This is a genomic window from Actinoplanes sp. L3-i22 (assembly GCF_019704555.1).
Classification (GTDB): domain Bacteria; phylum Actinomycetota; class Actinomycetes; order Mycobacteriales; family Micromonosporaceae; genus Actinoplanes.
In genome coordinates this window covers 6,817,650-6,842,308 of record NZ_AP024745.1, presented here as the reverse complement: position 1 = coordinate 6,842,308, position 24,659 = coordinate 6,817,650, and the positions used below count along the sequence as shown (strand labels likewise).

Genomic DNA, 24,659 nt, shown 5'->3' with positions numbered 1-24,659 from the left:
TTGCCAGGGTGGTCTTCGAGAGGGAAGCCGCGGCTCACGAGATCCCGAGAGGGGTAACCGTCGGAGCAACTTACGTGCGTGGGTGTACTCCGCTGACATGGCCCGGCGCGTTCGCCAGCAGGGCGTCGGTCGATATGCTGTGGACCGGGAGAGCGACTCGTCAAGGCTTGGCGCAACGTCTAGTTGCTCGATGGGCTGTACGAGGTACCGGCCTCGGCCATCGAGGCTGATGGCCAGAGAGGTCCGGTCGGGCTGAATGCTAACGACGGCCCAGGGGCGCCGCGAGCCGCAGGTTAAGCGCGGTCGATCGCTGCGGCCGTCAGCATGGTGAGGGCCGTGATGAAGCATGTCGCGCCGAGCCCGTAGAGCAGTGCACGATCCCCCAGCTCATAGCGGCCGCAGATGCCCAGGACGGTGGCGACTGCGGTGGTGAATCCGCCGCCGGTTGCAAGTACTGCCCTTGCCTTGGTGCCCTCGGCAACACCACGATCTTTGCCCATCTCGACTCCTCCATCCCAGAAACCGGCCATGTTGGGCCTGCTCGGGTGGGCGGGCCTTTGGGCTGGTCAGGAGGACGGTAGCGGCAGGGCGGTCTCTGGTGGGCGTCATAGACCTGGTCTGTGGATAACCCGTCCACAGGAGATGGCGCGACGCCTTGGCCTGATTAAATCCAGTTCTGTCGACGCCATCTGCTCACGCGTGCATGCCGGATATAGTAGTGATTCATTCTAATTGCGAAGAACGAAAAGTGACCTCGAAAGAGGACCGCCCAAGTCGCCCGAAGGCTGTTTGATCGCACGACGATTGCTCCAGACACGGTGCAGGTCGCCGAAGATGCCACCTGTGAAGCAACCTCGCGGAACACGCCGAGAAGACCGTCGCCCGGCATCACCGTGGCCCAGGCGCCGCCGCACCCCGACCCGGCCGTCGACGAACTCGCCGCGGCCGCCGTCCGGCTGCGCGCCCAGGCCGCCGAACTCTGGGCCGATCAGCCGGACACCTGGATGCACGACTGGTCAACCCGACAGCACCAGCGCGCAGCAGAAGAGCAGAAGGGCGAGGCGCAGGCATGACCGTCGAGGTGCACACCGAGGAGGCGCTGCCGGCGCCGCGGCGTGGCCGGTCCGCCAGGGTCCTGCCCGCGCAGCTGGCGACCGTCCTGGCCGTCTACTCCAGCCAGCTCGCCCTGGTGACCGTGCTCGACGACGACACCCACCGCACCTACGTCTCCCAAGTGCGCGGCTACCTGGCCTGGCTCGCCGCCGCCGCCGACGTCGACGGCGACCCACTGACCGACCGGGCCGCCCGCGACGGCGCAGTCCGCGACTACAAAGCCCACCAGCAGACCGTCATCAAACACGCCCCGGCCACGATCAACACCACCCTCGCCGCGCTCGCCGACTTCTACACCCGACTCGGACTCGGCGAACCGGTGGCCGCCCGGCTCGACCTGCCCAAAAAACAGCCCCGCGCCCTCGACGAGCGCGACACCAAACGCTGGCTACGCGCCGTCGAACGCCACACCAAGGTCCGCGACCAGGTGATCGGCCTGCTGCCGCTCTACGCCGGCCTGCGCACCAGCGAAGTCGTCGCCCTCGACACCGACGACATCCAGATGTCAGCCCGCAAAGGCCTGATCATCGTCCGCGCCGGCAAGGGCGGCCGCTACCGCGAAGTCCCGATCCACCCCCAGCTACGCGGCCCGCTCAGCACCTGGCTCACCGACACCCGGCCCGCCCTGCCCGGCGCCGCCGACAGCAAGGCGCTGCTGCTCAACCACCGCGGCAACCGGCTCTCTCCTCGCGGCGCCCACGACGTCCTGCTCGCGATCGCCGACGACGCCGCGATTGCCGAGGTCTTCAACGGCGGCCACATCTTGAGGCACACCTTCGGCACCCGCCTGGTCCGCGCTGGCTACGACCTGGTCCTGGTCGCCGAACTCATGGGCCACGCCCGCATCGAGACGACCCGCCTCCACAGCCTGCCCACCGACGACGACAAGCAGGCCGCGATCGACTCCCTACCTATCGACCGGTGAGCCGCCGAAGACGAGGGGCCCCGCCAGCCCGATGCCGACTGCGTCACCGAATTTGCCGCTAAGGGCATGCCCGCTGGTTGGATCTTGCTGATGGCAGGTAGGCCTCGCGTTCGTCAGGGGTGAGGTCGCGCCGCAGCCGGTCACAAATGAATTCGATCACTTCTGACGGAGCCATCCCGGCACCCGCCCACACCCGTACGGTCTTGTCGACGCCGGCGCTGGCCAGGTGGGTGCCGTCCCGGCTGAATGCCACCGTGGACACCGCCTCGGTGTGGCCGACCAGGACGCGGACGCTGCCGGTGGCCAGGTCCCAGACCCGTACCGTCTCGTCGTCGCTGGCGCTGGCCAGGTGGATGCGGTCCGGGCTGAATGCCACCGCCATCACCGGGGCGGTGTGGCCGACCAGGACGCGGACGCTGCCGGTGGCCAGGTCCCAGATTCGTATTTTCGCGTCGGTGCTGGTGCTGGCCAGGTGGGTGCCGTCTGGGCTATACACCACCGGCCAAAACACGCCTAGCCCTGCGGGCCCACAGGACGTGGGGAACGGCACCTACGGCAGGCTCCGGCGGGCGCTGACGAACCCCTTCTGATGACGACCGCCGGACCGCAACCCATCAGCCGGTAGCGGTCGGTTCGTACCCTGAGTCACTATGTCTATCTACGCTGCTGACGGTCCGAACGCCGCCGACTGGCTCGAAGCTTGGGCCACCCTGGCCGGTGCCATTCTCTCCGCTGCCGCAGTCCTAGTTGCAGTTCTTGTCCTTCGCCGCGAGCTAAACCACCGGCGCGAGGACAAGGACGACTCCGTGGCGGCGCAGGCACGCCTGGTCCTAGTCTCCATCGTCGGCGCCGTCGGTTCCCGCGACGAGCAATGGCGTGGCCTGCGTGTCTCGGTGAGCAATAACAGCCCGACATCGATATTCGACGTCCATGTGCAGGTCGCTCTGATTAGACAGACGGGATTCGGCGCGAGCGAAGTGAGTATGTCGCCGATCCCCGGCAATATCACGGACTCGACCGAAGTTCTCTTCGCCAAGCCTTTCCCCTGGCCATTTGTGGACCTGGATCCGCGCGTCAGCCTGGTGCGGAAGATCGCTGACGCCGAGGTCGCGTTCACCGACAGCGTCGGTATCCGATGGAGACGCGTGATCGACAGAGACCCTGAGCGTCGGCGCAGCTCCCGACGTAGCGATCAGGGCCTATTCCGTCTGCTCGCAGAGTTTCTCTACTTGACCAAGTACCACCAGCTCCTGCGCAGCGCCTATCATACGGTGCTGCAGCGGCTCCGCGAAGCACTGGGCGCCCGCGTGTACAAGCGGCAGGTGCGTGAACTCGAGACGTCCAAGATTTACAACACGGCAAAGACCATTCGACCAACTCGACGCTCCGAGCGCCGACAACCAAGAGGAGCCGCCTCCGAGTAGGAGGCGGCCCTGATGTCAGTTTCCGAAGTCGTCTGCACGGCGCCCCTGGTAGAAAGCCCCGGGGCACACGATTTCGGACATCTATCCGTTCCGAAGTCGTGTGCACTACCGTCGTTTGACCCTTAACTCGTGGTGCATGGCGCGCGGGACGCCGAGCCGTCGATGGTCCGATCTACGGGGTGGGCGTCAGGGCGGCGAGCCCAGCGAGGTGCCGGTAGATGGTGGGCCGGGTGACGCCGAACTCCGCGGCGATCTGTTCGACGGTGTACAGCAGGCGCCCGTCGGGCCCGGTCTCCTCGTACATCTGCCGTACGTAGCGCGCACCGGGCCCGGGCCGACCGGCGCGGACCGGGCGTGCTGGTCGGCGGGGATTGCCAGGCAGTGGTGCGGCAGGTGGATCGTCTGACCGGCCAGGGTGTGACGTGCAAGCTGTAGCCCTGGCCCCCGGCGCACGGTCCGCCCGCCGCGCAGCACCTCGCGGTGCGTGGCGTCCAGGCCGTCGACGCTACCTGCACTGGACATCTTGCACGAGGTGCAGCCCAGGTCTTCGGAACCTCTTAGATTTGCCAGGCTACTGCCGATATAGGAAATTTCTTTGTCTTCAATTATTCACATTTCTGCCAGTAGCTCTAATCCGCTCAAGATTTTGGATGACCCATGAAAATCGGTTTCGGATTCGGTTTAGGGCCGTTCCGAATTGGCTTCAGTAATCGTGGTGCGGGAGTCGGGTTTGGCCTGCTTTCTATGGGCGGAGCCTGGCGACGAAAAGGGGGTTCTAGTTCTAGGGGATCAACCGGAGGCGGGTTGGCAGGTATTCTTGCGCTACCTCTGCTAGCTGCCATTTTTATTCTGATGCCGAGCGATCAGGACCGCAAGGAGGAACTGGTCGAGCGGATGCACAAAATTTCCGCGTTCGCTGCGGTTCCTGCTGATGATCTAGTCAGTAGGGCCGAAGATGCCTGCCAGGAGATCGTGGACAACTGGACTGATGGCGACGATTACGGAGACCGTCAGCGAGCAAAGGCCTTTAAAGAACTGACTGGAAGCCCTCTGGTCACTCCTGACGCTGTGACGGCATTGGATATTGCTGCGGGCATTTATTGTTCAGATGCGCATTATCGACCGACTGTGAAGACTAAGGCCGGTATTGTTTCTGGGGTTGACGGTTCTTCGGGAAGTATTTGGGTCGCGGTCGACGGATCTGGATTTGAGTTGGCCGACGTCAAACCCGTTAACGATATCGGAGTTCATGTAAAGATTTCCGGGGTCATGCTGAGGTCCTCAGCCTGCGTCTCTGTCCGCCCGGGGGAACAATCCGATTTCAACTTGTGAAACGCCACAGCATTTTCGCATCGCGCGGTCGTGAACAGGGAAAACGCAGCTCAGATCGGGTGGACATCGACCGGCGCGCGGGTCTACCTTTCGGCCGAAATCCGCGATGATGGTGTGCCGAACGGCCCACCCGGATCGTTCGTGGCTGTCCGCCACGACCCGCATCCCGTGCCCGGCCGCGCTCGTTCTTGCACGGGCAGACGCCCTGGTGCGGCAGGGTGAAGCGTGTGCCCACGATCACGCAACTGCTGCACCGGCGCACCGACCTGTCGACCTTCCTGGTGCACCTGACCCGCTCCTACGGCGGCAGCACCGCCCGCGCCAACCTGCTCTCCATCCTGAAGAGCCTGCGCATCGAAGCGCGCTCGAAGTTCGGTCCTGCCGGGGGACTGGGGAACCTCGACCCCGACAGCCAGAAGGCGGTCTGCTTCACCGAGACGCCGCTCGAGCACACCTGGACGATCCTGGAAGAGCTGGAGAACCCCCGCCGCCAGGTAGAACTCGACGCCTACGGCCTGGTGATCACCAAGACCACCGCCCGCAGGGCCGGCTGCAACCCCGTTTGGTACACGGACATGACCCCGGGAACCGGCCGCGATTGGCTGGTCAAATCGGTGAACGACCTGATCGAGCAGGCCCGGGAGGTGGCCACCTCCGATGAGGGCGTGTTCGACGCTGCGGCGTTCGCCCAGAATCCCATCTTCAAGCTCACGCCGTTCTTCGAGCAGATGGGCAAGCCGAGGGACATCCTCAAGGAGTTCTGGTGGGAGCGCGAGTGGCGCCACGCCGGCGACTTCCCGCTGTCCTTTCCGGGCCGGGTGGTGGCGATCCTTGCTCCCGCCGATGATCACGACGCGCTGCGCGCCGAGATCGGCGCCCTCGACTGGGTTGGCGCGCAGTGGGTTGCCCGGCCGCTCCTCGATCCGCGCTGGGGTCTGGAACGGATGATCGTGGCGCTGGCAGGCATCGAGGCCACCGAGATCGGGCCGTTCCCCAGTCACGGCTGACGACTGGGACCCCGGGCAGTGCGGAGCGTATTTCAGGCGGACTCGGAACGGCCACGAGATGGGCTGGTGCCCAGCCATGCCTGCCGTTCCGGCAACGGGATCGCGGAACCTGCCGCGTCGTTCCAGCACCATCAGACGCTGTTGACCTTCGCCATCGGGGCATCCGCGACAAACCGCGAACCACCACTAGGTCCATGCCCGGCATGAGGATGCTCTGCTCCCGGCCGTTGACCGGCAGGTCTGCTGGCCAGCGGCCGGACCGAAGCGGAGATCCTCACCGCGCTGACGACCGCAGACGTCGCGGCCGCCCCGGCAGCCGGCGCCCAGGAACGGCGATGGCGTACGGGCGCTCAAACGCGCCGGGCACGAGCGCCGCGAGCGGCTGGACTTTGCCGCGGCCGTCGACCACGACGACATGGACCGGTGTCAGGCCGGCGCCGACGCCAGCGTGAAAGTCGCGATGACTCGCTACCAGGTGGAAAGCCGGGAGCAGCGCGCCTGGTACCTGGCCCGGCATGCCGCCCAGTACGTCCTCGAACAACGCGCCGACCTGCCGGAGATCCCGGGCAACCCGAACTATTTCGCCGGGTACGTCGCCGCGGCGGTCTGCTACCGCCACCTGCTGACCACGGAGCAGTTCGACGGGATCACCGAGCCGTGGATCCGCGTGGTTGGGCCGCTGTAGCCGACCCCATGAGCGAGACCCCGGGCCATGAGTCCCGCAGGCCCGGGTTGGAGACGCCCGGTAGGCACGGCTTTTTAGTCGTTGCGGTGTTCGGGGCGGTCGTCGAGAACTACGGGCGGAACCGCCTGCTTGCTGGTCGTGTCGGGGGCGATCTGGTCGAGGATTCGGCCGATTGCTTGGTAGAGGCGTCTGCCGATGGCTCGGTCAGTGTCGTTGGCGGTGCTGCCGAATCCGGTCGAGGCGCCGTGTATCCGCCCGATCCGGGCGACGCGGGTGAGGATCTCCGCAGTCTGCGGTCCGGAGAGCTGGACTACCAGCATGTGGTCGGTCTGTTGGGTGATCCGGTCGTCGAAGGCCGATGACCACCAGCTGCGCCCACCGCCGAGCCCGACGCTCATCCAGTCCTGGATCCATTGCCAGGTGTCCCGGTGACAGTGGAGCTCGAGGATCGCGATGCCGGCCGCCCGGGAGAGCCGCTGCTTGAAGAGATCGGCTTCGCGGCGGCGCGCAGCGTTTTCTGCCTGGGCCGCCGCAGCCTCAGCGGCGCGCCGATCGGCGTCCTGCTTCTCCGCGGCCTGCATCTTCGCGCGGCGTGCGCGAGCGGCGGCGTCGCGTTCCTCGATCTCGGCGGGCGTGAGCTTGCCGAGCATGATCCGGATGCTGTCCGTCAATCCCATGCGCGTTCCCCGATCGTCGACGGCAGCGTGGGCCGGGGGAGACCGCCCCGCCACAACGACTACTCAATGTACTTGGTCGATGCCTGAGCGCAACCATCCGAAGAATGCGAGAACTGCTCAAAACTACGTCGTGCGCCAAGTATTGCGATAGTCGCAAATCAGTGCGCAGAATGTATGTCGTGAGTAGACGAGACATCTTCAGCGACCTGGCCGCGATCATGCACCCGATCCCGCGGCCCGAACCCGACGAGGACGAGCACGACGGCTTCTTCGACATGCGCGACCAGGCGGCCCGGGATCAGGAAGAGACTGCCGAGCAGCTGCGGCTCTCCTGGGAGGAGGGCCAAGTCGATCCGCTGATCTACGCCCTCGCGGACGCCCGTCAGGCCAAGGAACAGGCCGAGGAGTTGATCCGCGAGCTGCTCGCGTACGGTCGCGAGTTCGTTCAGCCCCGCCCCTACACGCTCGGCGACCTCGCCAAGGCCGCCGGCATGTCCATCTCCGGGGTACGCACCGCCTACGGCCACCGCGACGTCGACGCGGTCACCGAGGCCACCGGTGCCAAGCCGCGCGAGTGGCGTGCCCAGGACCCCGCGGCTGCCCGCGATGACGGAGAGGTGCAGGCATGAACGGATCCGCGTGCATCTGCCTGATCCGCTGGCCGCGCCTCTACGTCGTGATCGAGGGCGTGCGCTACGAGGTCGAGCCGGCCGCGGCCGACACCCCGACCAGCGCGCTCTTCCGCGCCTGGTGCGCCGGCTGCGGCGCCGAGTACACCTACCCGTTCCGGACCGTCGCCGCGCAGACCCGTGCGGCCTAACCTCGATCGGAGACCCCGACCCACGGCTGCATCCGGCCCGCGTTGCACCGCCGGCGACGTGCCCGGCCTGCGCGGCGACCTCGCCCCGGGCGACAGCGATCAGAGCACCGTCGCGGATGAGAGCGAGCGGCCGCGATGACCGCCCTCGCCGCGGCGGTTGCCCGGCTGGCCGCCGCAGGCCTCGGTGCCACCGACCCTGACCTGCGGCTGCACGCCCTGCGGCAGATCGCCGCCCTGACCGCCGGGCCCGTCGCTCCGGCACCGCAGGCCGACGCCGGCCCGCTGCTGACCATCACCCGCGGGCTGCCGGGCCCCGGCAAGACCGTCTGGGCCCGCACGTGGGTCGCCGCAGCCCCGGTGCGGCGGGCGCGGCTCAACCGCGACGACATCCGGGCGATGATGCACGGCCGCAGGCTCGGCACCGCCGAACAGGAAACGATGGTCACCGCCGCCCAGCACGCCAGCATCCGGGCGCTGCTCGAGGGCGGCGTCGATGTCGTCGTCGCCGCCGACACCAACCTGTCCGACGACGCGGTCGCCGCCTTCGCCCGGCTCGCCGCCGACGCCGGCGCCCGGCTGCAGGTCGAAGACCTCACCGGGGTGCCGGTCGACGAGTGCGTGCGCCGCGATGCCCAGTGCACCGGGCCGGCCCGCGTCGGTGCGCAGACGATCCGCCGCCTCCACGCCGAGCACGCCGGGAGGAACTGACATGTCGTACCCCGGCCCGAACCTCAGCTTGGGCCTGAGCTGGATCGAGAAGGCCGCTGCGGGCTCGACGCCGATCTGACCCTGACTCATGCGGGTTCGTCGCGGCTGCGGGAGGGACGTGATCGCGAGCCGCGGCCGCCGGTCCGGCAGCGGCGCCGCTGAACCGGAAGATTAAGTGTGACCCCGGTCACACCTTTCTGCGTCGTGGCTTTTACCTGCAGTTATGGCCTTGGCCGGGAGGCGCCGGCGAGTGACGTGCTCGACCGGCCAGGCACCGATGACTCCGCCACCCGGAAACCTCCGGGTGGGCACGCAGCCCCTAGCGGCGGAGGAACCAACGCCCATGTTCCACGAGATCGACCCCGACACCGTAGTCCAGGTGTGCCGCGTCATCCTGAGGCTCCTGCCGGACCTGGTCAGTGCGACCAGCCAGCTGCGCAAGTCCTGCAAGGACCGGGGCGCACAGCAGCCGGACTCCGTGCACCCGCTGCCGCAGGCGGTCATCGCGCCCGTGGCGCCGTGCCGTCCCAGCCGGCGGGCTAGCCGTCGCCGTAACCGCCGGAGGCGATAGCCGCTGCGCGGTGGCACCGCTTGCCCTGCGGAGCGGCGCCGCGCTTTCGTCGTGAGCTGATGCGGGCTGGGCTGGGCACTGACTCCAGCCAGACGGCAAAGGCACCCCGGGCAGCGTCCTCGACAGGAGGGCGCTGCCCTTTTTGTCGATTCATTCAGCAGCATGGCTGCACTAACCTCAGCGTGTATGCTGTAAATAACTACAGCACGTGGGGCTGCTGCAGGGACTCGTCGCGCATCAGCCAGATGCTGTTCCTGTTGGTCATGCTGTAAATGATCTCGGTTGGGTACGACGAAACCGGTAGGCGGAAGGCCCGGCGGCCACCCCCGGACGGAATCGCTGGCAAAGATCACCCCGGCGGGTGAACGTGCCAGTCCCGGCTGGGCCGGGTGGTAGACGCCGGCGCCGACGGGGGCTGTCGGCGCCGAGCTCGTCGTGGTCACCGGTGCCTCAGCTTTCCGGGGGTAGCGCGCGGTCGAAGAACGCGTTGTACGTCTCGGCGTCGAGCTTGCCGTGCTCGCTCATGGCCTTGCGGAGTGAGTAGCCGGCCAGCGCGGCCGGGATCTTCAGTTCGCTTTCGGCGTCACCGACGATGGTGGCCACAACGTGGGCGGCCTGGCTGTGGTGGTGCCGGATTAGCCAGTCGAGCATGTGCCCGGCCTGCCGGCCGGTGGGTAGGTAGGCGCCGGGCGCGTTGAGATCGTCGAAGCCGGGGTCGTTCTCGATGAGGCGCAGCCAGGCGGCGAACTGGTAGAGCACGGAGTCGTGCACGGTAGCCCCGAGCTCGCTGATGGGGACGATGCGGCGCAGGCCGCCGGCGACGTTCCAGGCGAGATCGGTGGCGATCTCCTCGACAGCGGTCTTCGTGCGCCAGCGCAGCGCGAACCGTTTACGCCAGGTCATGTTGTCCCAGAGCCGGCTGGTGAACTGACGGGTGAACTCCTGCCACAGCTCGGCGACACCCCGATCGAGGTTGGGGTGCTCCTGATCGCCGAGGACCTCGGCGATGCCCTCGTGGGAGCGGCGGCGCCTCTCGGCCCAGTCCTCGGCGACCGGGCGCGACCACATGTCGCGGCCGCCGACGACGGCCTGGGGGATCGGCACGTCGCCCTCGCCGCGGGCCTGGTAGGCGCGCAGGGTCGAGGCGGCGATCTCGGCGGTCTCGGCCAGCTCGGTGACGCCGAGCAGCTGCTCGGGGTTCAGCTCGGGCGCTGACAGGCCGACGACGCACTCGCCGAGGGGCCGGCCGATGTGCTGCTGGGCCCACAGGGCCAGGTCGTCACTCCAGCGGGTACCCCGTCGGGGAGAGTCCGGGTCGACGTTGACGATGTCGAGCACCACGCCCCGGCTGGGGTCGGTGCGGCCGGCCTTGAGCCGGTCCGCGGCGGAGGCAGTCACTGAGCCCGGCACCGGCCGGTTGACGTAGGTCTCGCGGGAGGCGTCGAACACCTGCGAGGGCCGGTACCAGGTGGTGCCGTCGAACCAGTAACCGCCGGAGCGGAACAGCAGCGCCTCCTCCTCGTAGGTGGTGTAGGCGCCAGCGGCGTCCTCGTCGCGGTAGACGATCACGGAGCGGCCGTGCTCGGGGTGCCAGCGCACCAGCCAGGCCAGATCGGTGCGCCGGGGGTCGGTGGTGAACGCGGCCCAGCCCTCGCGGCAGCGGTCGGTGCGGCCCCACATGCCCTCACCGGTTCCGCGCCCGATCGCTTCAATCGCGTCCGGATCGTCGAGGTCGAGCAGCGAGTCGTCGACGAACGGCAGGCCCTCGATGGGGTGGTCGGTGCGAAGCCCGTTCGCGACGGGCCGGTAGTTGTAGTGCAGCGCCATAGTGCAGAAGTCCAATCTCAAGTGCTGTAGTTCTCTACAGCGTAGCCGTTTTGGAACCCGGCAACCACTGTCGGCCTGTGCGGATTTCGATCAGTTGCCTGATAACTTCGGTTATCAGGCAACATCGGTGCCAGAGGTGTTCGTGACCACGGGACCGCGCCAGCGACGGCGACCGCTCGATTTCCGGTTAGGCAACTTGGAGAACATGACGATGGACGAGGCGATCCGCGAGCAGCTCGGCGCCGACCACCCCTTGGCCGCGGCGATCGACGCATTCCTCACGGACCTTGCCAACGGCACGGCCTCCGCGCACACGATCCGGGCCTACCGCGGCGACCTGCTGCAGTTCGCCGCCCACCACGACGCCGGCCCGGGCGAGCTGACCGTCGCCCCGGTGCGCGCGTTCCTGGCCGCGACCACCGACCTGGCCCCGGCCACCCGCAAGCGCAAGCGCGCCGCGGTCTCCTCGTTTTGCCGCTGGGCGGTCCAGCACGAGCTGCTCGACGCGAACCCGATGGACCGCGTCGACACCGTCAAAGTCCCCAAGCGGCTACCCCGGCCCGCACCGGCCGCCGCCGTGGCGAAGGTCCTGAACGCGATCTGCCCCCGCCGGCCCCGCAGGGACCTGCGGCTGGACCGGCTCCGCGACCGGGTGCTGTTCGAAACGATCTACGTCTACGTCTACGTCTACGTCTACGTCTGCGGCGCCCGCGCCGGCGAGGTCTGCGCGCTCGACGTTGATGACCTCGACCTGCGCCTAGACGACGAACACGTGCGCATCCACGGCAAGGGCGGCGCCGTACGCACTGTGCTGCTCGACGACCGTGGTTACGTCGCCCTGCTCAAGCTCTACCTGCAGCGCGCCGGCTACCAGCACGGGCCGCTGTTCCGGGCCAGTATCAACGGCACCGGCGGCACGTTGTCCTAAGACGCCGCCCAGCACCGGTGGGCTGGTTATTGTGCCCGGGCCAGCGTCGAAATCGGCATCCACCAATTGCGCCACGCCCACGCCACCGAACTGATCAACGCTGGCGTTTCCATCGAGACGGCCCGCCGTCGGCTCGGGCACGCCTCCACCGAGACCACCCAGATCTACGCGCTGCTTTATGACAAGGTCGCTGACATCGAGATCCGCGCCGCTCGGCGCCGCTCCCGGGCCACCGGGGTAGGCGGACCCGGGACGGAGCGAGGCCTCGCTTCAGCCGCCGAGCATCTCGTCACGTTCCATGCCGAGTAGCTGTCCGATGTCGTCACCGAGATCGCGCCAGCCGAGCTTCGAGGCCTGATTCTCGGGAGCCGCCCATACGTATCTTGTACCTGGTTGGGCCGTGTGTGGGCGGTTCTGGGGCGGTCCTCTGGCCACGCGTGCGTGCATTACGGTCGGTTCGACCGATGCGCGCGCGATGCGGCGATCTGCTGCAGTTCGTCGAGCGTAAGCAGGTAGTCAGAGCCGTAGCTCGCTCGGGAAGTCGGCGGCCCGCGGCGTCCTGCAGTTCCCGCGCACCTCTATGGCATGGCCGTCCTTGACCGGGCACACTGCGCAAGCGGCTGGCAGGCGCCGTGACGGCGGCGGCCCGGGCATGCCCGAATGCGTCCGGCCATCTCGAAGATCGAGATCCGGCCGGCTCTGGCTACACAAAAATCGTATGGGGATCTTCATTTCTGCTGCTTATCGGCGTGGCGTGGAACGGCACTAAAAGATCTTGTTCTTGTCGCGTCACGAAACGCGCGTGCTGGCCCGCCTATGAGTGTGCATTCAATGACGAAGGGAGCCATGGCGGTGGTGGAGACGGACGACCCCGACGAGTCGTCGTTGCGGTCTGACCAGGCGAGGGCTCGCCCGGATCGCCGCGAGACAGAGCGGTGGTATCGGGAGTTGGCTCCACGCGTCGTTGCGCGGTTATGTCGCAGCGGTGCGGATCAGTCCGCGGCTGAGGACGCCACGTCCGAGGCGGTCTCGCGCGCCTTGGCCCGCTGGGATGAGCTGGACGACCCGGCCGCCTGGGTATTCACCGCAGCCCCATTTATTTTGATCGATCACAAGGTGCAGGCGGGCCGGGCGACGTTGTATGCGGATCTGCCGGCCACCGACGCGTCGAGTGTGGATTGCGCGGTGCTGGTTGCCGGCGAGCAACGGCGGCAATGGCTGCTGCAGGCGCTCACGCCCGGACAGCGCAGGGCGATGGAATTGGCGATGGACGGTTACCCGATGACCGAGATCGCCACAGAGATGGGCAGGTCCCCGGACGCGGTGCGGCAACTGATCGCCCGGGCGCTCGCCGCGCTGCGCACGCGCGCAGCCTCAGAAGGCGCCGGCCTGCCACACCAGCGACGGGTGACGCCGCCGATGGTCACCGCAGCGGAGGAGGCTAGTGATGAGTAGGCCTGAGGGCACCTCGAGCGATCCGGACGACACTCCTGAGCCGTTCGGCGAACCGGAGTCGTTCGAGAAGATGGTCAGCGAGATCCGCAACATCCTGGGCGAGCCACGCATGAGTGCTCGGATGGAACAGATGATGCGCCGCGATCTCGACGCTATCCACGGCGGCCAGCCTCGTGGCGGGGCCGGCGCGGGGGCGGGCTGCCAGTCGGCTCGTTGCGACTATCTACGGGCGCAGCTGCCCTGGACGGCCCGCGACCAGGCGCGTGCCGACGCGGCCGCAGTGATCGCCGACGCCCGCCGCCGGGGCGCGGAGATCATCGCGGCGGCGCAGGTCGTGGCTGACCGGTACACCGACCAGGCTCTGGATCAGGCCGGTCGGGCGCTGCAGACCGCGCGGCGCGCGACCCAGCGGGCGACCGCGTGGACGACCGTCGAGAGGGCCGTGCCGGCCCTCGCACCGGCGCCGGGAGCGGCCGACCGCAAGGACACGCCGGTCGCCGCGCACTGGTATGCGGCGCTGTCCGCGGCAGGGGTCCTGTTCCCGGTCGCCGAGCCCGCGGTGGTGGCAACCCTGGCCGGGTATGTCCGGGTGCTCAGCGACAACTCGGCCGGCGCGGCCGCGTCCGAGGTCGCCCACCGCGTCGGGACGGAGTTGGTGGCGTTCGGGATCACCCAGCCGGCGGCGCTGGCCGCGACGTTGCGGATCCTGGCGCAGTTCCTGGCCGGTAGCGAGAATCAGCTACCGGTGGCGCTGGTGGGTGTGCTGAGCACGCTCGCCGCGGGGTTCACCGAGGCGCTGCGGAACGAGGTGCTGCGCCAGCAGGAGGCGCTGCACCGGGCCACCCGGGCGGCTGTGGACCAGACCGGTCTGGCGCCGCGTAGCCGTGAAACCCAGCGTCTGGTCCGCTATGACCCGTTGACCGGGCTGGCCAACCGCAGGACGCTGCTGCATCAGCTGCGCAACAGCGACAGCCTCGCCGGCACGGACCAGCGCATCGGGCTGTGCCTTATCGATCTCGACGGCTTCAAACGCATCAACGATCAGCACGGTGTCGACAACGGCGACCGGGTCCTGGCCGCGGTTGCCCAGCGCCTGAAGGAACTGATCCGCGACAGCGACTACCTGCTCGCTCGGTGCGGCAGCGACGAGTTCGCGATCCTGGTCGAGGACTGCGCCGGCACGGCCCACCTGGTCGACCTCGCCGACCGTGTCCTGGCCGCGCTCTGGGAGCCGGTAGGGGTCCCCGGAGTCACCGTCCGGCTACGAGCCCACGTCGGCATCGTCGTCACGACACCCGGGCAGGCCGACGGCGCCCGCATGCTCATCGACGCCGAGATCGCCGTCCACAAGGCTCGCAAGAGCGACGACGGCTGGGCGATCCAGGAACCGGCCGGCCACACCGCTGTCGCCGCGGCACCGGTCATGGCCGACCTGCACACCATTCCGCTGCTGTTCCAGCCGATCGTCGGCCTCGGCGACGGCCAGGTCCACGGCATGCAAACGGTGGCCCGCTGGCAGCACCCGCACCTGGGCGACCTCGACCTGCGCCGCATCGGTGAACTCACCGGCAGCCCCGCCGCAGTGCGGGAGAAAGCCGCGGTGCTGCTACGCCAGGTGTGCCAGCAAGCCCAACAATGGGGCACCGCACCCCACGCCCCCTACCTCGCCGTCGAGTTGCCGGTCCTGCAACTCGGCTACCCCGACGTCGTAGAACTGGTCCGGCACGCCTTGACCGAAACCGGCCTGCCGCCGCAACGTCTGCAACTGCAGCTGTCCGGCATCGACACCCTGCCGACGCAGGCACACGCCCATACCGTCCTCGCCGGCCTGGACACCCTCGGTGTGCGGATCGCGGTCGACGGCTCCCGCATCGACCTGACACACCTCGCCGCACTGCGGAACCTGCCCGTGCACGAACTGCGTACCCCCGCCAGCACCGGCTCCGGGCCGGCGACCGACACTGACCGGGCGCTGCTGACCGCTATGGCCGACGTCGCACACAGCATGAACATGACCCTCACCGTGCACGGCGTCGACAACCCCGCGCACGCCGCCGCGCTACGCGACACCGGCTGCGACACCGTCCAAGGACGCCACTACGGCCGGCCGGCCACCGCAACCCAATGCGGTGTCCTGCTCAACCCGCGCCCGGTACTACGCCGCAGCGCGGACACCGCAGCAGGCCGGGCCAGCTGAAACAGTCCACCCGTGTTCCGGCAGGAGCCCTCACGACAGGGCCCTGCCGGAGCACCGGTGTGCTGCACACGGTGGATGACCGTCAACTGGTCACCTTGCTACTGTTCGTTCATGACAGCCGGCGACTGGTCAGGAAACATCGACACCAGCACGCCCAGCACCGCTCGCATGTACGACTACTACCTCGGCGGCAGCCACAACTTCGCCGCCGACCGCGACGCCGCTGAACAAGTCATCGCGGTCGCCCCGAACGTCCGTCAGGTCGCCCGCGCGAACCGGGCGTTCCTGCACCGCGCCGTACGATTCATGACCCAGGCCGGCATCACCCAGTTCCTCGACATCGGCTCGGGCATCCCGACCGCCGGCAACGTCCACGACATCGCGGCCGAAACCCAGCCCCACGCCCGGGTCGTCTACGCCGACATCGACCCGATCGCGGTCGCGCACAGCGTCGAGCTGCTACGCGACAACCCGCATGCCGCCGCGATCCGCGCCGATCTGCGCTACCCCGACGCCATCCTCAGCCACTACGGCGTCCGTGACCTGCTCGATCTCACCCGCCCGGTCGGTCTGCTGCTGGTCTCCATGCTGCACTTCCTGCCTGACGAGCAGTGCTATCCAGCCGTCGCGACGCTACGCGATACGCTCGCCCCCGGCAGCCTGCTTGCGATCTCGCACGTCGCAACCGAAGCCACCACCCGCGACGCCGAAACCCAAGTCGCAGCCATCTACCAACGCACAAACGCGCCCACCGCCGTCAGCCGCACACTCCAGCAAATCTCCGCCTTCTTCGGCGACTTCCACCTCGAGGAACCCGGCGTGGTCTGGGTCGACCACTGGCCACACCCCACCGAGCAATCCGCCGCCGACCCGCGCGACATCCCCATCTACGCCGGCCTAGGCCGCAAGATCAGCGCCTAACCGGGCAGCCCGTCCTTACATGCTGGGGGGAAGCCCCGAGCCTGGGCATTCGGCGGCGATCGTGGTTAGCCAGGTGTTTGTCCTTTGCTGGCGACGTCGGTTCGGCTCCAGGATCGACAATAGGAACCCCAACGTCCGGCGATCACGCCGTGTTACCGGATGAGAGGCGCTGACGACGCGGATCGCGGCAGATCCGGATGGTCGGGATGTTCCGTTGTATCGCTGCTTGGCCTCGAACCAACGGACCTCCTGCCCCACTGTGATTCATAGTGATATCGCACCTGAGAAGGTCGGCAAACCGCCGACCTCCATGTCGCTGTCCCAGGCGCCTGGGCCAGTGGTACTGACGAGGCCGCACAAGTGCCTTACCCCCGGCCCGCCAGGCGCGTCCGTGCGATCATCGACCGGTGTCCGCGGCGGAGCACGACGGGTACCTGGCCGGCGAGCGTCGGCCCGGGTTCAGGCCGCGGCGGCGTACCCTGCACGCCGTCGTCCGGGTGCTTGTCGGTGGGGGCAGTGTCATTCTTGGCTTTTACATGGGCGGCATGAACGCCACCGTGTACGAGGCGCAGTGGAACGTCTCATTGTTCTCCGCGGTGGTGGTCATCGGGGGACCGATCATGATTGCGCAGGCTCGGCAACAGCCACGGAGAAGCCGGGCAGGGCGGATCGCCGGTACGGCGGTCGGTGCCGTCGGGCTGCTGGCGAGCGTGGTGACCCCGATCCAGCAGGCCTGTTGCGACGCCGCCTGGATCGTCAGCCTGGGACTCCCACTGCCGTGGACCACCGGGAACGGCGACACCTGGTCGCAGGCCGTCCACGAGGCCTGGCACGGGACCTGGGACCCAGTGTCCGAGATAGCGAACGCGATCTTTTGGGCATACGTGGGCATGATCGTCGCGGTCGTGATCGGCCTATTCCAGCGGCGAAGCCAACTTGATCGAGTCGATGCAGGTTGGAAAGAGGACGGCGTGCAGGATCGCGATGGTCCGGCTTAGGCAGCTCTTCGGCAGTTCAGATTGCCGGCCAGCCCGAGAAGTCGACCACCGAGAGTGACGACACGTCGACTGCCGGCGCGCGGTTCGCGGCAGATCAGTGCAACCGGTGACCCCCACGCTGCTCTTTCCAGATTTCGATCTGCTCGCGCAGCGTATCGACAGCCTCTTGAGCGGCTAGGATCCGATAAAGTGCATTCTGCCCGGCGCCGGATACGGCGTCATGGCCGACAGATCCTTCGATCACTTGAAGGCCAGCGATCGCTGAGTTCACGCGTTCATTTGCCTGTTCAAGCGATTCGGTGGGCAAGAGCGCGACCAGTTGATCCAGCGTCGCGAATATCGCTTCCATGTTATTCTCAGACTCTGCCACGCCCTCAAAACCTCCTCGGTCGTTTCTGCTTTCAGGGAGCGGGCCATCCTGGATATCTTGTTGAAAGCTGGGGTCGATCACGTTGCTTATTTCGGTGACAGTACGACTCCACGAATCTGATACTCCTGACACGATGTGTAGAGCAATATCCCTTATATCTCCACCCAGCGTTAAAGAATCTTGGTAGAAGTCATGAGCTGCTCCCGGCCCTTGGAGTAGGCCGATTAATACGGCGGAACCACTCAGGAACATACCTACTCGAGACCGCGTCGTTCCTGGCAGCGAAGCTGCCGCCGCCTTGGCACCTCTAATGCGGCGCTCCTCCGAGCCCGCGAGGAGTTCCGTAGTTTTCTTGTCGATCAGCTGAAGGGCAGCCAGGAACGATTCGTCGGGACTGCGATCGCGGCGTAGCGATCCTATGGTGGCGAGGTCGTACAGAGAGTTTAAGTCTCGCGTAACGGCAGGGGGAGGGTGCAGTAGTGGCGGCGGCCACTCCATTCCCATTTCCCTGACCGCCCCGTTCAGAAGTGTTCCCACCTTTTCGAGAAAACTTCTAGCTTGTGCAGCAGTCACTGCAGTTTCGGTATAGGCCGGTAGCGGAAGATTTAGTTGTCTGATGCGGCGAACTCCAACCAGCAATGCTTTCAAGACAGCGCGCGCAGCCGCTTCGTGCCGGCCTGCTGCTTCGCTGTCAAGCAATACAGCACATTCCCTCTCGACGGCGGGCAGTTCCGAGATTATAAAGGAAAGTAAGGTCGCTTCCTTGGGATTCGATTGAATCTCCGCTATGCGATCATCGCGTTCTTGTGGGTGGTCACCTGCTTCTTCCGACGGGAAGATTTCCGGATCGACGTATCCATCCTTAGGGGAAAAGCCGCTAGATGACCGATCGATATCCGATTCTTCGCCATCGCCGGCATACTCTTGCTGATCGTCTGGATCATCGTGGCCCATGCCGAACCTCCGCTCGCCCTGGGTAAACGATATCCAAGTCGAGCGATCGACGGAGTCCCACTCCGTAGCAGCTTCAGCCCTCTATGCGTCTGATGTGGAACAGAGACGGGCGACAGGCATTGCCGACTACATAATCAACTCGGCATGTCCGCGAGCCGAGCAGCCGCGTGCTGTCACGCTCCGTGGCGAGCGGTTCGCGGCAGAAGCGGACAGCCGGACTCATCCGCGTCAAGATCGAAAACGACCGCACGCGAGGTGCCGTCCGGGGTGAGCGGCTGAGAAGGTCATCCGGGTCGAATGTTGGTGTACTGGCGGCGGGCCTCGGTCAGGATGGCGCTCAGCTCCCGGGAGCGCGGTCCGTTGGCCTTGAGCATGGCCTTGACTTGGTCACCGGCGTTGCTGACGGCAAACTGGAACGCCGGCACTGCGGTGAGGGTGATACCGGCGTAGCTAATTCGAGCGGCCGTGGTCTCAACCGGGGTGCCATCGGCGTCGACACCCCATGAGTGCTGGCGCCACAGCCCGTCGTCGGACAGCGCGTAGCCGGTGCCGATCGCCGCAACCGTCCCGTCGGTCCACAGCATCGCCGCATTGGCGTGGCAGCCGTTGTCCTCACCCGGCACGAAGCGACCGGCTGCGGAAAAGACGGCGGCGCTGGCGAGGAACTCGTCCAGGTGGTGCTCCGGGTACCGGTGGGGAACCACGAGTTCGCCGCCGTACTGCAGCAGATGCTGGCACCACCGGCTCCAGCGCTGCGGATAGTCGTCAGGCACGCTGTCGTAGCCGGCGACGCGGCTGCGGTACATCGCAAGGAGGCGGTCATATCGTTCGGCGTCGGGAGGCACGGCCGAACGGTACTGGCGCTCCGCTCGTCCGTACACGCCGACCTGCTTCCGCACGCGGACGGCGGCATGTGAGCGCATCGCAAAAGCGCGCGTCAGCGTTTTTCTGACATCATGACGAAATGCTCGAATTGGTCCTCATAAACGGTCTGCCCGGCTCGGGCAAGACGACCTTGGCGACCGGGCTGGCGACGGTGCTCGACGTGCCGCTGATATCCAAGGATGCGATCAAAGAGGCCGTCGCGCAGATCGTGTCGGAAGCTCCTGGCCAGGCTCTCGGGATTGCAGCCAGTGAGATGATGTGGACGCTGGCGGCTGCGATGTCCGGCAGCGTGATGCTGGAATCTTGGTGGTTCAAGCCGCGGGATCTGCGCTTCGTCGAGGCTGGACTGCGCCGATGTCATCCAGCGAAGATTGTCGAGGTCTGGTGTGATGTTCCGGTTCATGTCGCGAAGAGCCGGTATGCAGTCCGGCAGCGGCACCGAATCCACGATGACCGGCGCCAACTCGCTGATGCGTGGCCCCGGTGGGAAGTGGAGGCGGAACCTCTCGGCGTCGGCCCAGTTGTGTATGTCGACACCCGTGGTGCGGTTGATCTGGTAGACGTCGCAGGACAGATTGCAAAGGCCAAGACCTAGGAATAAGGCGGTTCTTCGCTTGATCGGCGGCAGAAGGGGAGGTTGCTTGCCGCACCCTGCCCCCTACTTCTCAAGTTCCGCGATTAACGCTCTGGCCCGGGTCGTCAACATGGCGTTGTATCCGCTGAAAGCGGGGAACTGATCCGGACTGAACCAACCCAGCTCGGCCCCTTCCTGGCCGTCGGCTACTGCAGAGCCGGTTACCCGGTCGGCCAGAAACGTCACGCCCACTACATACACCTGGTCGCCGTTGGGGTAGGTATGCCTGAAATTAGAACCTGAGTACACGTCGAGTTGGCGGAGCAATTCGGCGGACAGGCCGCTCTCTTCGAAAAGTTCGCGGCGCGCCGCGTCTTCGAAGGACTCTCCGAGTTCTACGGCGCCGCCGACAAGTCCCCACAGGCCGTCGTCGACGCGCTGCTGGAGCAGCCAACGACCGGCATCGTCCAAGACGACCACGCCAGCCGCTGCGAGCAACAGCGGCCGATGCCCAACAAGAGCCCGCATTTCGCTTACGTACGCCATGGCGACACCGTAGATCGACAGCACCACCCAACGTGTCTTGGGATCCGCACAGCGAATCTGGTGCTCCTCGCGCGGCGCCGCCGCTTCACGGATCGCGGCAGATGGGGTCGACCGCCAACGTTGGGCGGATTTGCGGAACCGGAATCTCGGCAGAGCTGACCGCGCGTTTGGCGGCAGGGCCAGTCGCTAGGCGCTGAAGTGATATTAGGACACGAGGACAGCGAATTCTATAGGTCATGGAACTTCACAACAGAATTTCGGCAGAATCGGATTGTATCGCCATCATTCAGTCGAACAGATTCCCCCTGACTGAGCCTCTGTCCGTTGACAATGGTGCCGTTAACGGTGTGCAAGTCCGTCAGCCAGGTTCCATCGCTTCTCACTTCAAATGCGGCGTGCTTCCTAGACATGCTGTCTTCGTCATCGAATCTTATTGCGGCTTCAGGGTCGCGGCCGACGATCAACCTTGCTCCAGGAGCGAAGAAGAACTTCCTACCTGCACTGTCGCGAATGTATGACGTAGCGAGTTGGCTGGCCAGCGCCATCCCTTTGGTAAGGTCTTCCGCAATCAGCTTGGAGAGTGTTATCGCTTTCTCGCGTTCCCATTTGCGAATTTCGTTTCGGGCTTGCAATCGAGCGGTGATCAACGCGGTTAGTATTCCAGTGGCGGCAGCCAGGGCCGCCGTTGCGATCACTTGAAATGCGCCCATGAGAGAATGGTCCACCATGGAACGAACCGGCACAAGGCGTCACACGCGCGAAACGGTAAATAGCATGACAGGCTTAGCGGCTCATGCAGCCGGGTTAGGCCCAGATCGTGATACCGCGAGGGATGCTTGTCACGTTTTGTCGCCTACCTCCTAAATTAGACGGACAGAGCCACGATGCTGGAACGCATAATCCCGATCTGCCGCACAAGCAAGAGCAGCAGTCAATATATTGCGTCGACGGTCGTAGGGAGTGCCGTATCCCGCCAGCGCAACAACACACTCACATCGGCACGAGCGCGCAGCCGGCGAGCCGGGCTGACGCTTACATCGCGTGACGGGTCCCGGTGGTCCGCCGTGCACTGAGTGCGGCCGATCGGCGCGTTCTGGAGCCCTGCTCTCTCGAGTGCAGCACCAGATCGGCAGCGCCATGATGTTCTGGTTCAGATGGCGCTGGCCATAAGGCAGCGTGACGGTTCAGCGGGAGTCCCGGATGCAGAGTCGCAGGGTAGTGGTTGCTCAGGTTGCGGGGTTCGAGATCGACGACGCGGATGAGGTGGTCGAGGCGGGCTTCGCCGAAGAGCCCGATGGGTCGGGCTTTGCGCTGATGTTTCAACGCACTGACTACGAGCCCGATGAGCAGGACGTCCGACTAGGTTTTGACACTTACTGCCTCACCACGGGCGATGGCCGAACCCATTACGGTGGGCTCCGCTCAGCGAAGCTGGCTGGCACGGATCTAACCTTGACGATATCGCCAGACGCCTCCGCGACCATCGGACTAGCTGAAGTCAGCACCATAAGCTCGACGTTGATGGTGATTCTCTCGCGGCCTTCCGCGATGGACTGCCCCAAGTCGTGAACTGGGGCAGAAATTCAGAGATTCCTGCCCTTAGCGGCTTTAGACAGTAATCGCGGAGACATTTCAGCGATCCAGCCCCTCGCGGCTGACGCACTCTCCTCGGCACGAGCGTGCGCCGGCCAACTCGGTCGGCATGACACTGCGTGGCGGCCCTCCGTCAATGCGCCGCACGCTCGGCGGCAGATCCGGATGCTGCTCGATAGGTGCCATGATTGACGCGTGGATGATTACCGCAGATATTCGGCCACCGACGTGAGGTCTCTGACTCTTCGCGAAGCCGTTGCGTGTCGGCCAACGATGTACTTCGGGGACTATTCGGCCGAGGATTGGCCCTTGGTGATCGCGGCCTGGACGGCCGCCGGTCTTCTGGAATACGTGGCCGCGCCCAAGCCTCGTGTAATGGTGACGCTGCATCGAGACGGTGACCTCTCGGCCGCGGTCACCGGAGGTCGGCTGAGCTGGCCCGTTGTCGCCAAGCCGCGGCCAGTAGAAGACTTGATCCGCGAGCGAATGTGGTGGCGCCAGCTCAGCTCCTCCATGACGGTGGTCGTACTCCGCAACGGCAGACCGCCAGAGACAGCCGAAATCGTCGGTGACGAACTGGTCTGGAACGACCTCGATATTGCGGTGCGGTTGACTCTCGATGTCGAATTCCTAGGTGTCCCGCCTCAATCGTGGTGGCGAGATAGCGTGGCGAGGCTTCGAGCCGTCTTCGATAGCAACAGCGTCCGACTGCAGCCGGACCGGCAGCTTCTGGTCACCGATGAAGCGGCCGAGACCGTGGCGTCCATACCCTGAGACAACGCCACGAGACACATCATCCTCCCGGCCCTTCGCAGTATCGCCGGACCGTACCGGCTCGGCACCGCCGGAATTCCTAGGTGCGGAGGGCACTGTCGGCGGCAGACATCCCATGTTTTTGAATGTCAAGCGGTGGGCTGCAGGTGGGCCCAGGCGGTGGCTTCGTTGTAGGCGGTTTTGGTTTTGAGGCAGCCGTGGAGGATGCCGACGAGGCGGTTGCCGAGTTGGCGCAGGGCGGCTTGGTGGCCGGTGCCGCGGTCGCGAAGTGCTTGGTAGTAGGCGCGGGCGCCGGGTGATCCGCGCATGGCGCAGAACGCCCACTGGTGGACGGCGTCGGCGAGGCGCCGGTTGCGGGCGTAGCGGGCCAGCACGACCCGGCGGCGGCCGGAAGCGCGGGTGATCGGTGAGGTGCCGGCGTAGTTGCGGCGGGCTTTCGCGTCGGCGTAGCGGTGGGGGTCGTCGCCGAACTCGCCGAGGATCCGGGCGCCGAGTACTGGCCCGAGGCCGGGCAGGCTCAGGTAGCAGTCAGCGTCCCGGTGCCGGCCAAAATGGTCGCCCATCACCCGGCCCAGCTCGGCGATCTCGATGTTGAGAATGTTGATCAACTGGACCTGGCTGGACACGATCGCGGCGTAGGCGGCCTGGACCGGCCGCGGCTGGCGCAGCTGCTGCGCTGTGAAGATCTGCTGGATCGTGGTGGCCCTGCCGTCGAGGTCGCGGCGTCCGGCCCGGCGCAGAATGGCGACGATGGTCAGCCGGGGCAGGCGGGCAGCCCGGTCCGGGTCGGGAGCCCGATCGAGTAGTTCGAGGGTGTCGCTGGCAGCCAGGGTCGTCGAAGGCTTGCAGGGCGGCGGGGAAGAATTCCCGCAGCACCGACCGCAGTCGCAGGACCTGGCGAGTGCGATCCCAGACCAGGCTCTGATGAGCCCGGGCCAGCAGTTTCACTGCTTCGGCGGTCGGGCTGTCGCCAGCGACCTGCCGGTGGTGGTCGTGGTCCAGACGCACGATCTCGGCCAGCACGTGAGCATCCCCGGCGTCGGACTTCGCACCCGAGGTGGAATGCCGCTCTCGATACCGGGCCGACGACATCGGATTGATGGCATAAACCTGATAACCGGCTGCGAGCAGCGCCTGAACCCAGGTGCCGCGATCAGTCTCGATCCCAATCCCGACTCTCCCTGCCGCCTGCACCGGTTCCAGATCTGACCACGACGCTGGCAGATGCTCCGCGATCAACGTATGCAGCCGGGTGATGCCTTCCAGGCCCTCAGGCAGCCGAGCCCGAGCCAGGCGCCGCCCGTCCTCGTCGAGGATCTCGACGTCGTGATGGTCTTCGGCCCAGTCGTCACCTATCCAGATCATCTCGCACCTC

At 66.3% G+C, this 24,659-nt stretch carries 26 protein-coding genes and 2 pseudogenes; 18 read left to right on the top strand and 10 right to left on the bottom strand.

The window, feature by feature from the left end; all coding sequences use genetic code 11:
* Positions 1-293: 293 nt before the first annotated feature.
* Entirely contained in the window at positions 294-530 is a 237-nt protein-coding gene (locus L3i22_RS30830; RefSeq protein ID WP_221321014.1) for a hypothetical protein, read from the bottom strand.
* Positions 531-818: 288 nt separating this feature from the next.
* On the opposite strand from L3i22_RS30830, the gene L3i22_RS30825 reads away from it, so the two are divergent.
* Together L3i22_RS30825 and L3i22_RS30820 are read left to right on the top strand one after the other, a co-directional pair.
* The gene (locus L3i22_RS30825) at positions 819-1,073 is read left to right on the top strand and encodes a hypothetical protein (protein ID WP_221321013.1); all 255 of its coding nucleotides are present in this window, start codon (positions 819-821) and stop codon (positions 1,071-1,073) included.
* Positions 1,070-2,038, top strand: coding sequence for a tyrosine-type recombinase/integrase (locus L3i22_RS30820; protein WP_221321012.1), 969 nt, complete (start codon positions 1,070-1,072; stop codon positions 2,036-2,038). The genes L3i22_RS30825 and L3i22_RS30820 overlap by 4 nt, the downstream gene beginning before the upstream one ends.
* A 58-nt stretch (positions 2,039-2,096) precedes the next feature.
* On the opposite strand, the gene L3i22_RS30815 is transcribed toward L3i22_RS30820, so the two are convergent.
* Complete coding sequence (locus tag L3i22_RS30815; RefSeq protein ID WP_221321011.1) at positions 2,097-2,537, bottom strand: WD40 repeat domain-containing protein; 441 nt, start codon at positions 2,535-2,537, stop codon at positions 2,097-2,099.
* Positions 2,538-2,688: 151 nt separating this feature from the next.
* Between L3i22_RS30815 and L3i22_RS30810 the strand changes: the two genes are divergently transcribed.
* Entirely contained in the window at positions 2,689-3,462 is a 774-nt protein-coding gene (locus L3i22_RS30810; RefSeq protein WP_221321010.1) for a hypothetical protein, read from the top strand.
* A gap of 172 nt (positions 3,463-3,634) precedes the next feature.
* Here the strand turns inward: L3i22_RS30810 and L3i22_RS30805 are convergent, their stop codons facing one another.
* Complete coding sequence (locus tag L3i22_RS30805) at positions 3,635-3,766, bottom strand: helix-turn-helix domain-containing protein (RefSeq protein ID WP_221321009.1); 132 nt, start codon at positions 3,764-3,766, stop codon at positions 3,635-3,637.
* Between the two features lie 353 nt (positions 3,767-4,119).
* Between L3i22_RS30805 and L3i22_RS30800 the strand changes: the two genes are divergently transcribed.
* The 3 genes from L3i22_RS30800 (at position 4,120) to L3i22_RS30790 (ending at position 6,486) form a co-directional block, all read left to right on the top strand.
* Positions 4,120-4,794 carry a hypothetical protein gene (locus L3i22_RS30800; RefSeq protein WP_221321008.1) on the top strand — a complete coding sequence of 225 codons (675 nt, stop codon included), beginning with the start codon at positions 4,120-4,122 and terminating at the stop codon, positions 4,792-4,794.
* A 227-nt stretch (positions 4,795-5,021) separates the two neighbouring features.
* Positions 5,022-5,801 (top strand): hypothetical protein, encoded by a 780-nt coding sequence (locus L3i22_RS30795; RefSeq protein WP_221321007.1) that lies wholly within the window; start codon positions 5,022-5,024, stop codon positions 5,799-5,801.
* Between the two features lie 460 nt (positions 5,802-6,261).
* Entirely contained in the window at positions 6,262-6,486 is a 225-nt protein-coding gene (locus L3i22_RS30790) for a hypothetical protein (protein ID WP_221321006.1), read from the top strand.
* 74 nt (positions 6,487-6,560) lie between these two features.
* Here the strand turns inward: L3i22_RS30790 and L3i22_RS30785 are convergent, their stop codons facing one another.
* A complete protein-coding gene (locus L3i22_RS30785) occupies positions 6,561-7,163 on the bottom strand; it encodes a hypothetical protein (protein ID WP_221321005.1) in 603 nt (200 codons plus the stop codon).
* A 179-nt stretch (positions 7,164-7,342) separates the two neighbouring features.
* Here L3i22_RS30785 and L3i22_RS30780 point away from each other — a divergent pair, with 179 nt between their 5' ends.
* From L3i22_RS30780 to L3i22_RS30770, 3 genes are all read left to right on the top strand, one after another.
* Positions 7,343-7,792: a hypothetical protein gene (locus tag L3i22_RS30780; RefSeq protein WP_221321004.1), complete on the top strand. Its 450-nt coding sequence runs from the start codon at positions 7,343-7,345 to the stop codon at positions 7,790-7,792.
* The gene (locus L3i22_RS30775) at positions 7,789-7,983 is read left to right on the top strand and encodes a hypothetical protein (RefSeq protein WP_221321003.1); all 195 of its coding nucleotides are present in this window, start codon (positions 7,789-7,791) and stop codon (positions 7,981-7,983) included. Before L3i22_RS30780 ends, L3i22_RS30775 begins: the two co-directional genes overlap by 4 nt.
* A gap of 135 nt (positions 7,984-8,118) precedes the next feature.
* The gene (locus L3i22_RS30770) at positions 8,119-8,691 is read left to right on the top strand and encodes an AAA family ATPase (protein WP_221321002.1); all 573 of its coding nucleotides are present in this window, start codon (positions 8,119-8,121) and stop codon (positions 8,689-8,691) included.
* Between the two features lie 1,021 nt (positions 8,692-9,712).
* Here L3i22_RS30770 and L3i22_RS30765 read toward each other — a convergent pair.
* Positions 9,713-11,089 (bottom strand): hypothetical protein, encoded by a 1,377-nt coding sequence (locus L3i22_RS30765; protein WP_221321001.1) that lies wholly within the window; start codon positions 11,087-11,089, stop codon positions 9,713-9,715.
* Between the two features lie 205 nt (positions 11,090-11,294).
* Between L3i22_RS30765 and L3i22_RS30760 the strand changes: the two genes are divergently transcribed.
* The 6 genes and pseudogenes from L3i22_RS30760 (at position 11,295) to L3i22_RS30735 (ending at position 17,588) form a co-directional block, all read left to right on the top strand.
* Complete coding sequence (locus L3i22_RS30760; protein ID WP_221321000.1) at positions 11,295-12,017, top strand: site-specific integrase; 723 nt, start codon at positions 11,295-11,297, stop codon at positions 12,015-12,017.
* An 18-nt stretch (positions 12,018-12,035) separates the two neighbouring features.
* Positions 12,036-12,326: pseudogene (locus tag L3i22_RS30755) on the top strand (tyrosine-type recombinase/integrase); the annotation flags it as partial.
* A gap of 537 nt (positions 12,327-12,863) precedes the next feature.
* Positions 12,864-13,472 (top strand): RNA polymerase sigma factor, encoded by a 609-nt coding sequence (locus tag L3i22_RS30750; protein WP_221320999.1) that lies wholly within the window; start codon positions 12,864-12,866, stop codon positions 13,470-13,472.
* Complete coding sequence (locus L3i22_RS30745; RefSeq protein ID WP_221320998.1) at positions 13,465-15,669, top strand: EAL domain-containing protein; 2,205 nt, start codon at positions 13,465-13,467, stop codon at positions 15,667-15,669. The genes L3i22_RS30750 and L3i22_RS30745 overlap by 8 nt, the downstream gene beginning before the upstream one ends.
* 111 nt (positions 15,670-15,780) lie before the next feature.
* A complete protein-coding gene (locus L3i22_RS30740; RefSeq protein ID WP_221320997.1) occupies positions 15,781-16,590 on the top strand; it encodes an SAM-dependent methyltransferase in 810 nt (269 codons plus the stop codon).
* Between the two features lie 407 nt (positions 16,591-16,997).
* The gene (locus L3i22_RS30735; RefSeq protein ID WP_221320996.1) at positions 16,998-17,588 is read left to right on the top strand and encodes a hypothetical protein; all 591 of its coding nucleotides are present in this window, start codon (positions 16,998-17,000) and stop codon (positions 17,586-17,588) included.
* 94 nt (positions 17,589-17,682) lie between these two features.
* Here L3i22_RS30735 and L3i22_RS30730 read toward each other — a convergent pair whose 3' ends face one another.
* Entirely contained in the window at positions 17,683-18,912 is a 1,230-nt protein-coding gene (locus L3i22_RS30730; RefSeq protein ID WP_221320995.1) for a hypothetical protein, read from the bottom strand.
* 284 nt (positions 18,913-19,196) lie between these two features.
* Positions 19,197-19,757, bottom strand: coding sequence for a hypothetical protein (locus tag L3i22_RS30725; protein WP_221320994.1), 561 nt, complete (start codon positions 19,755-19,757; stop codon positions 19,197-19,199).
* Positions 19,758-19,876: 119 nt separating this feature from the next.
* Here L3i22_RS30725 and L3i22_RS30720 point away from each other — a divergent pair, with 119 nt between their 5' ends.
* A complete protein-coding gene (locus L3i22_RS30720; RefSeq protein ID WP_221320993.1) occupies positions 19,877-20,392 on the top strand; it encodes an AAA family ATPase in 516 nt (171 codons plus the stop codon).
* 63 nt (positions 20,393-20,455) lie between these two features.
* Here L3i22_RS30720 and L3i22_RS30715 read toward each other — a convergent pair whose 3' ends face one another.
* Together L3i22_RS30715 and L3i22_RS30710 are read right to left on the bottom strand one after the other, a co-directional pair.
* Positions 20,456-20,944: an NUDIX hydrolase gene (locus tag L3i22_RS30715; RefSeq protein WP_221320992.1), complete on the bottom strand. Its 489-nt coding sequence runs from the start codon at positions 20,942-20,944 to the stop codon at positions 20,456-20,458.
* Between the two features lie 200 nt (positions 20,945-21,144).
* A complete protein-coding gene (locus L3i22_RS30710; RefSeq protein ID WP_221320991.1) occupies positions 21,145-21,627 on the bottom strand; it encodes an FHA domain-containing protein in 483 nt (160 codons plus the stop codon).
* Positions 21,628-22,117: 490 nt separating this feature from the next.
* Here L3i22_RS30710 and L3i22_RS30705 point away from each other — a divergent pair, with 490 nt between their 5' ends.
* On the top strand, positions 22,118-22,486 hold the full coding sequence (locus tag L3i22_RS30705) for an Imm10 family immunity protein (RefSeq protein ID WP_221320990.1): 369 nt from the start codon (positions 22,118-22,120) through the stop codon (positions 22,484-22,486).
* A gap of 219 nt (positions 22,487-22,705) precedes the next feature.
* Positions 22,706-23,284: a hypothetical protein gene (locus L3i22_RS30700; protein ID WP_221320989.1), complete on the top strand. Its 579-nt coding sequence runs from the start codon at positions 22,706-22,708 to the stop codon at positions 23,282-23,284.
* Between the two features lie 128 nt (positions 23,285-23,412).
* On the opposite strand, the pseudogene L3i22_RS30695 reads toward L3i22_RS30700, so the two are convergent.
* A pseudogene (locus tag L3i22_RS30695) lies at positions 23,413-24,649 on the bottom strand (IS110 family transposase).
* Positions 24,650-24,659 lie beyond the last annotated feature (10 nt).